This is a genomic window from Secundilactobacillus sp. MJ173 (assembly GCF_059704265.1).
The window spans coordinates 1-8398 of sequence record NZ_BAAKGN010000052.1 but is presented as its reverse complement, the minus strand read 5'-3'; the positions used below and the strand labels follow the sequence as shown (position 1 = coordinate 8398).

Annotated in this window: 9 protein-coding genes; 2 read left to right on the top strand and 7 right to left on the bottom strand. The window is 44.1% G+C overall.

Features of this window, described 5'->3' with window-relative positions; genetic code table 11:
- Positions 1 to 69: 69 nt before the first annotated feature.
- From AC6H04_RS07905 to AC6H04_RS07895, 3 genes are read right to left on the bottom strand one after another with little or no spacing between them, the layout of a single operon-like run.
- Entirely contained in the window at positions 70 to 1005 is a 936-nt protein-coding gene (locus AC6H04_RS07905; RefSeq protein ID WP_497571181.1) for a DUF4097 family beta strand repeat-containing protein, read from the bottom strand.
- Complete coding sequence (locus AC6H04_RS07900) at positions 1002 to 1640, bottom strand: DUF1700 domain-containing protein (protein ID WP_497571180.1); 639 nt, start codon at positions 1638 to 1640, stop codon at positions 1002 to 1004. Before AC6H04_RS07900 ends, AC6H04_RS07905 begins: the two co-directional genes overlap by 4 nt.
- Positions 1633 to 1953: a PadR family transcriptional regulator gene (locus AC6H04_RS07895; protein WP_497571179.1), complete on the bottom strand. Its 321-nt coding sequence runs from the start codon at positions 1951 to 1953 to the stop codon at positions 1633 to 1635. The genes AC6H04_RS07900 and AC6H04_RS07895 overlap by 8 nt, the downstream gene beginning before the upstream one ends.
- Before the next feature lie 147 nt (positions 1954 to 2100).
- Between AC6H04_RS07895 and AC6H04_RS07890 the strand changes: the two genes are divergently transcribed.
- Positions 2101 to 2535 (top strand): pyridoxamine 5'-phosphate oxidase family protein, encoded by a 435-nt coding sequence (locus AC6H04_RS07890; RefSeq protein ID WP_497571178.1) that lies wholly within the window; start codon positions 2101 to 2103, stop codon positions 2533 to 2535.
- A gap of 75 nt (positions 2536 to 2610) precedes the next feature.
- On the opposite strand, the gene argD is transcribed toward AC6H04_RS07890, so the two are convergent.
- The 4 genes from argD to argC are packed head-to-tail and all read right to left on the bottom strand — an operon-like array spanning position 2611 to position 6793.
- Entirely contained in the window at positions 2611 to 3753 is a 1143-nt protein-coding gene (gene argD, locus AC6H04_RS07885; protein ID WP_497571177.1) for an acetylornithine transaminase, read from the bottom strand.
- 1 nt (position 3754) lies between these two features.
- On the bottom strand, positions 3755 to 4501 hold the full coding sequence (gene argB, locus AC6H04_RS07880) for an acetylglutamate kinase (RefSeq protein ID WP_497571182.1): 747 nt from the start codon (positions 4499 to 4501) through the stop codon (positions 3755 to 3757).
- A 12-nt stretch (positions 4502 to 4513) separates the two neighbouring features.
- Complete coding sequence (gene argJ / locus AC6H04_RS07875; RefSeq protein ID WP_497571176.1) at positions 4514 to 5722, bottom strand: bifunctional glutamate N-acetyltransferase/amino-acid acetyltransferase ArgJ; 1209 nt, start codon at positions 5720 to 5722, stop codon at positions 4514 to 4516.
- 33 nt (positions 5723 to 5755) lie between these two features.
- A complete protein-coding gene (argC, locus tag AC6H04_RS07870) occupies positions 5756 to 6793 on the bottom strand; it encodes an N-acetyl-gamma-glutamyl-phosphate reductase (protein ID WP_497571175.1) in 1038 nt (345 codons plus the stop codon).
- 324 nt (positions 6794 to 7117) lie between these two features.
- Between argC and AC6H04_RS07865 the strand changes: the two genes are divergently transcribed.
- A complete protein-coding gene (locus tag AC6H04_RS07865) occupies positions 7118 to 7966 on the top strand; it encodes a helix-turn-helix domain-containing protein (protein WP_497571174.1) in 849 nt (282 codons plus the stop codon).
- Positions 7967 to 8398 lie beyond the last annotated feature (432 nt).

Sequence of the window (8398 nt, the reverse complement as noted above, 5' to 3'; positions counted from 1 at the left end):
GTTCGACGGAATACGTTTTTTTGCGTTAAATTCTGGAATCTACCGAGTTGTGTCACACTCTTTGATTATCTACCTTGTGACCGTCACATCACCATTCGACGAGTTTAATTGGAACGTCTGACCATTTGGTTTAGCCTTGCCATAATTATTCTGACTTTTTCCGTAAATGGAAGTATCCCCCGTGGAACTGTCAGCGTGAATCGTCGTTGCGTTTCGAGGCATAATTCGAGCGGTCACATCACCGTTACTAGAATCCGCTGTCAGTGTATTTTTAACAAATTGATCTTCAAGGTTCAGATTACCTTGGTCACTAGTAACCGTTAGATTCTGCCAGTGATTATTACTCAGCATCACATCACCATAACTTGAACGAATCCGACTATCCGCTTGGTCAAATCGACTGTTGCGAATCGTCACATCATCCGAAGATTTAAGGTTCAATCCATGCTTATAAGACACGTTATCCATCGTAATATCACCGTAAGTCTCATGAGATAGTTCGAAAGACTTCGAAATAGTCACATTAGACAGATTTAAACCACCGTTACTGGTATTTTTAAAACGTTCAATGGCTAAATCTGCAACGCTTAAACTCATTTCTCTACGATTTTCAATATTCTTGATTTGCGTTTTCTTTGGCACGGTAATTTCGATTTTGGGTGACCCCATATTCGTACTAAAATCACCAAGCATAACGTGCGTTTTCGTACCACCTGAAATGGTCAGTTCATGACCGGAGACGTTTGCTTTAATGTGATCACTTTTATTCCCACGAATCGTCACTTTGGCGACATTGCCGCGGTGAATCGAAACGGGACCATAGACGGTACCATCAATTTTAACGGTATCCACCTGACTAATACCACGTGTTTGAGTGACCTTTTCGTCAGTCTTTAGCCCATTATCCCAGTAAACCGACTTGATATTGCCCTTACCGATACCAATCGCCAGCATGATACCACCGATGATTAAGATGATCATTCCAGTGAAGAAAGTCTTTTTCATTTTCGATCACGCTCCTTTTCTGCCCGGTTGCGAGAGGTTAGCTTACCATATAGCCAGCGACTGAAGGATAAAGTCACGTGAATGGCACCACGAATTAACCAGTTGAACGCTGGGATCAACACGATGAAGAGCCCGAGGACAACTAACCCACCACCGATATAGACTAATCCGGTTGGCAATGACTGACCGATAATCCCGATACCGACACCAAGTCCAATAACCCCAGCAACGGCTAATGCAACAATCGTCACGATGATGGCAATAATAATCGCTGCGGCCCCTATTAACACACCTAATAAAGTCGCCAGTACAGCAATCGCTATGGGAATCGTTACAGGTGTGGATAAGATTGCCAACAGAATCAGCCAAATCGTGCGAACTTGCCGGCGTGAATGGGCTGCTCGGCTCCCCATGGTCTGCCCCTCTTCTTCAGGAGAATCCAATAACCGGATCGAGTAATCAGCCAGAACTTTGCGTGCTAACTGACGCGGTGATCCTAACTCAGCAACAGCAGCTTCATACGTCTCGAATCCGCCATCTGCCAAGTATTCAGAGTAAAAGTTCACAACTTCGTCCAGTTCATCTTCACTCAACTGATTGAGATACGCTTTAAACTCCGCGATGTATTTATCCATGATTATTTTCATCTCCTAACATTGAATCGATACCGAACTTGAAATCTTGCCACTCTTTTTGAATCGTTTCTAACCGAACTTTGCCATCCGCCGTGATCTGATAATAACGCCGGTTGCGCCCCTGATAGGGTTCATCATAGGTGGTCAACCAGCCGTTTTTCTTCAGTCGGCGTAATACTGGGTACATGGTGGACTCGGATACCTTGATGGCTTGCTGAACTCGCTGCGTCAGTGCGTAACCGTAGTAGTCCTGCTGTGTCAAAATTGCCAGCACACTGCCATCTAATAATTCAGAACTGACTTGTATGGCCATACCGTTTACCTCCTACAATATTATACGTCATATAATATGATTCCAAACACAGTGTACTTGAGTTAATCCTTCCTGTCAATTAAAAGATGGCTGAATATCGCAAAAGCGATATAATAGAATCAGCATAAATTTTAAGGAGGATCATCTATGACCACCAAAGAAACCTACACTTACGTTCTGGAAAATGCCATGAACTTAGCTTTAGCCACCGAATCATTGGCCGGCCACACCCCTAATGTCCGAACCGTTAACTTTTTATATTTCCCAGAAGAATCTGAAAATACCGTCTACATTGCCACGGCAAAAGACGATGACAAAGTTAAGGAAATTGCGGCTAACCCGCACGTTTCCTTTACAACCACACCACTTTCTGTAGAGGATTCCAGCACAGTGCGGGTCACGGGTGCCGATATCAAGATGGTAAACGAACGTCGCAACGAGCTGTTCGTTACCATGGACAAAAAGTACGCCAGCTTCTCCGTTTTTGACCAAAAGGCTCGCGACAACATGAACGTTTATGCTGTCACCTTTAAAGAGGCGGAAGTCTTTGGCCACGGCATCAATAAGATTTCTTTTGATTAACTCTTTTCAAACCAAATAAAATAAGCCTGCTATTTCGCCGTCAATGGCTGAAAAAGTAGGCTTATTTTATTTGATTTATTTCTCTTCAAGTGTCTGATAAATCGTATGCAGACCACTCAACAGATCATTTTTACTCATCACTAATGGTGGTAATAAACGTAACGTGTTACCGACTGCTGAAAGCGTCAGCAGTCCTTTTTTGTGCAGGGCTTTAATAACGTCGTTGACAGCCAGATCATCCGTCAAATGAATTCCAATCATCAGACCCCGCCCACTGACTGATTTAACGACCTTTAAGTCATCAAAGCGGTCCAGCTCGGCCCAAACAGCCCCTGCTTTGTCCTGAACTTCTTCTAGAAAAGCAGGCGTTAGCTGAGTTAAAACAGCTTGTGCGGCAGCCATTGTCAGCGGATTACCGGCAAAGGTGGAGCCGTGAGTACCTGGACCAAAGGCTGATCCCAGTTTAGCTTTACCAATCATGGCACCCACGGGTAACCCGTTAGCCAAGGCTTTGGCTGAAGTCACGATGTCGGGATCCAAACCGACGCCTTGATAAGCAAACTTGTAGCCTGTACGGCCGATACCAGTCTGCACTTCATCCACGATGAATAAAGTGTTTGTCTTCTGGCACTTATCCTGAACCGCGTGCAGCCAGTCTTGGTCACCCACGATGACGCCGCCTTCACCTTGAATCACTTCGAGAATCACCGCAGCTAAATCATCCGTAATAGCGTTCAAAGAACTCATGTCGTTGTAATCCGCAAAACTAATGTCTGGCACTAATGGCGCAAACCCGTCTTTAACGTGGTCATTACCCGTCATTGACATTGAACCATATGTCCGACCATGAAATGAATGGTTGAATGACAGTACCTTTGATTTACCCGTAGCTTTACGAGCCAGTTTCAAGGCAGCTTCATTGGCCTCTGTACCAGAATTGGCGAAGAAGACTAACTTATCTTCGTCACCCACTAATAATTCAGCAACGGCTTCTTGTAAGTGATTTTGATAGAGGTTAGAAATATGCCACATCTTGGTGAGCTGCACATTTACAGCATTTTGAATTTTGGTATTTTGATAACCGAAGTTGCAAACACCGATACCTGAAGTGAAATCTAAGTAGTCTTGGCCTTGATCATCGGTAATCACGACGCCATTGCCAGAAATCGGTTCAAACGAAAACCGGTCATAAGTTGGAAATACATGTGTCATACTCATTTCAATCGTTTGCCTCCATTTTTAAAGTTGTTCCAGGATGGGTTAATTGATCCGTAATACATACCGCATGAACCCCAGCATGAACGGCTTCAACAGCTGCTGAAAGTTTCGGTTGCATCCCGTCTGTAATCACTTTGTCTTCAATTAACTGTGGCAGGTCTTGTGGAATCATCGCAGAAATGACTTTACCATTTTTCAGGACACCAGGAACATCTGTCAGTAAATAAAGCTGGTTAGCCTTTAAAACCCGCGCAATATCCGCAGCAGCTGTATCAGCGTTCACGTTCAGCCATTCGCCAGTTGGCGTGAGGGCAAGCGGTGCTAAAACACCGATCTGACCACTTAAAATTTTAGAAAGTGCCAGTTCGTTCACGCCGGTAATGCTCCCCACTGAACCGTACTTAGCTTGATCGACATACGTCCCCGTCAGTAATTGCTGATCAGAGGCGTTCAAACCAATCGCAGCTAACCCTTCGTGTGCCAGCCGCATCAATAATGCGGGTTGGGTATTGCCTAGTAATACCATTTTAGTCAACGATAACGTTTCTGCATCCGTCACTCGAATACCGTTTTTCTTAACGGTGGGAATATTTAATTTCGCTGACAACTTAGAGATTTGCGGACCGCCACCGTGAATCAATAACACTTTTTTACCGGCTTGACGCCATTGACGCAACTGCTCAAAGAAGTCGCTGTTCAGTTTTGAGATGGCGTTGCCGCCAATTTTAACAATGATAAGATTCACGATTCGCACTCCCTTTTAAGTATGATAACTGGCATTGATCTTGACGTAATTATAAGTTAAATCACAACCCCAAGCTTGGCCTGAAGCTGGACCAACGTGTAAGTTAACGTCAATCACGACTTTGTTAGCCCCCATACTATCACTTGCTGCCTGCTGGTCAAAGGATAAACCCAAACTATCTTCAACCATTTTAATGCCGTTAACTTCAATATCCACGTGGTCGATATCCACATGAGCGTTGGTCATCCCAATGGTCGAGATGATTCGGCCCCAGTTAGGGTCTTGCCCAAAGATAGCAGCCTTCACCAAGTTAGAACCAACGATTGCTTTAGCAACCTCCTGGCCTTCAAGGTCATTGAAAGCACCCTTAACGTTGCATTCAACCAGCTTAGTGGCCCCTTCACCATCTGCGGCAATTTGCTTGGCTAATTCTTGCAGAACCAGGTGCAGTCCCGCTTGGAAAATTGAAAAGTCAGCATCATCGGTACTGGTTAACTTCGGTGCACCAGCCATCCCGTTTGCCATGACTACGACCATGTCATTGGTTGAAGTATCGCCATCGACGGTGATTTGGTTAAACGTCGTATCAACGTTTTGACTTAAGGTCTGTTGCAGGAGTTCACCATCGATGCCAGCGTCGGTTGTCACAAAGCCAAGCATCGTAGCCATCTTAGGATGAATCATCCCTGAACCCTTTGCGAAACCGGTGATAGTGACCGTTTTGCCACCCATTTTAATTTGAACGCAGGCCTGCTTAGGCTTTTTATCAGTGGTCATCACAGCCTTGGTCACGTTGTCATCGTAGTGGGGACTTAATTTTTCAATCCCAGCAGTGACCTTATCCATCGGTAATTGAGCGCCAATTAAACCAGTGGAAGCCACACCGACTAGGTTTAAATCGATCCCCAATTTTTTACTCATCAATTGCTGTTCAGTCAAGGCGTTTTGTTCGCCCTGCTTACCCGTACACGAGTTAGCGCAGGCACTGTTCATCACTACTGCTTGCAGCTGATGATCTTGGTTGATGGTATTCTTGGTGAGTTTGGTTGGTGCCGCCTGAAATTTATTGGTGGTGTATGTACCGGCAGCACTGGCTGGTACTTCAGAAACAAGGTAGCCAAAATCTAGTTTGTCACTCACCCCAAGTCCCATCTCAATACCATCGTTGTAGTATCCTGTGGGCCACTGGAAATTTGTTAATGTCACTTCATCGGTTTTTATCATACGCGTTCTTCTTTCTCATTCTTAATTTTGGTTTTAAACAAAGGCTGGTAAGGTTGGCAGCCCCGTTGTTTCAGTTAAATTAAACAAGTGATTGAAGTTTTGAACCGCCTGCCCAGCGGCACCCTTCACTAAATTATCAATCACGCTAATTACCATGACGGTCTGGGTAACGGGATTGTAGACAACGCCGATATCACAGTTGTTCGTACCAACGACCTCTTTTATATCCGGTGTTGTTCCGTCCAAGACGTGAACAAAATTCGAATCTGCGTAATCTTGATTGAAAGCCGCCATCAGTTTTTTCTGATCAACACCTGGTTTAACCTTGGCATAGATGCTTGCCATCAAACCTGTGGTGAGTGGTAACAGCGTGGTACTGAACTGAATCGCGTTGACGGATCCGTTCCACTTTTTGAGTTGAGCAACGATTTCTGGAATATGCTTGTGGGTGTTTATCCCGTAAAGCTGCAGGTTATCGTTGGTCGCCGTGAAGTGGGTGATCGCTGTTAGCTTCTTGCCGGCGCCGGATGTGCCTGACTTGGCATCCACCACGATGGTATCCGGATCAATCAAATCACTTTGAACCATGGGTGCTAATCCGAGAAGCGTTGCAGTTGCGTAACAGCCTGGATTAGCGATGTAGTTGGTTCCTGATTGATAAAAATCAGCTAAGCTATAAGTCGCCTTTTGTAAATGTTCAGCTGGTGCTGCTGGTTTGTGATACCACTTCTCGTACTCTGCTGGATCTGGTAAACGATAATCACCAGACAAATCAATGACTGGAAAATCAGCATCGATGAAGTCACCAGCAAGCTGGCTTGAAACCCCCGCGGAAGTTGCAAAGAAGACCGCTGCATTGTCCGCCATAATTTGTTGCGGATCAAACTTTTGAATCTTGATGTGCTGTCCATGAAAACCTGGAATCAATTCATCGAGATAGCGGACCTCACCATCTTTCCCTTCATCTTGATGTCCATATAAATTAATTTGGTCGATTGCCGGGTGCTTAGCGAGCAACGTGTAAAGTACTATGCCGCTGTAGCCGGTAACGCCTACTATCGCAACGTCCATTGGTTTCACCTCACAAATTTTTTTGTTCTTGTTTCGTATGCGTCTTACTATAGGCGTCTGATTTAAAAAATGCAATATTTTTTAGTGAATTTATCAAAAAAAGGTTAAATAGTGTATATTAATAGCATTTTAGGTGCGAATATACATTTATTTTTGAATAATTAGCGTTTTAGGAACGGCGGTTTATTTATCCTCATCATCCGGTTAATAATTGTTAGCGTTTACAATTAATGCTTCATTATTAAACCTGATTGTTGACTGAACGACAGTCATATAATAATCTGTTATAATATAATTCAAATACTAGATACGAGATGATCGATCATGAATATTGAACGCTTTATCAAAGCTCGTAAAGCGATGGATCTGTCACAGGCTGAACTGTGTGATGGTATTTGTACGCAAGCGACGCTCAGTAAATTTGAAAACTCGGGCAAGGCACCTGCGATTCGTATTTTGACGCAGCTTTGTGCCCGTTTAAACTTAACACTTGATGACGTATTTCCAGTAAATCCACCAGCTCAGTCAGAAGCTAATCAGCTTCTAGATCGAGCTGAATATAAACTGATTACGAGTGAATATGATAGTGCCAACGATGACCTTGATCAGGTCGATTTTGCTAACCTATCACTTCACGGTCAGATGCAATACTACTTTGTAAAGGGCTATTTATCAGCGCTACTGGAAAAACCGATTGCTGATACGCTGTACTACTTCAACTTGATCCTTAACGATCTGGATGATAGTCATAGTACGATATTTACCCAGCTGGCTTATACCGGAAGTGGTATCGCCTATGGGCATAATAATGAGAATCAGAAAAGTGAATTTTACTTTCAAAAAGTTTTTGATAGCTTACACACCTTGCCATTAACCGATAATAAAGCTATTTGGCGCGCACTGAACATGGTCTTTTACACCGCTGAGTATTTTGCTCACGTGAAGGACTACAAAACCAGCGATTCATTACTACAGTACGGCTACGAAATCTGCGCGAATAATCACGTGACTTATTATTCCGCACGCATCTGTTTCCGTCGTGCTCAAAACGCCATTGCTGAGGGTAAGGATAGTGGTGCGATTACTGATTTATTGAACGATGCGAAAGCCTTCGCACGTATGAATGATAACCAGAAGCTGTTGGAGCGTATTGAAAATGCTGACGTTAAGTGAATGAGAAAAACCGCGACCTCGTGTATGAGATTGCGGTTTTTTTGATTTTTTTAGATTGGTGAAACGTGCTTAGGGGAGCAGAGACTTGTACGTAAGTAACATATGGTAAAAATCCAAGTTCGGGATTTCCACCATATGTTACTTACGCTCCAGTCTCTAAGCGCTCCCCTTCACACTCTGTTTTTGAAACGTGCTACAGCAAGGCAGACAGCTGCATATAACGGCACCCCACCACAAATCCAGACCTGGGATTTATGGCTCGTTACTGTTATATTGCTGAAATATGCTCCACAACGCAGAGACCTGCATATAACGGCACCCCACCACAAATCCAAACCCGGGATTTATGGCTCGTTACTGTTATCTAGCCGAAACGTGCTACAGCAAGGCAGACAGCTGCATGTAAGGCCCCTTCCTCACAAACCCCAAGCC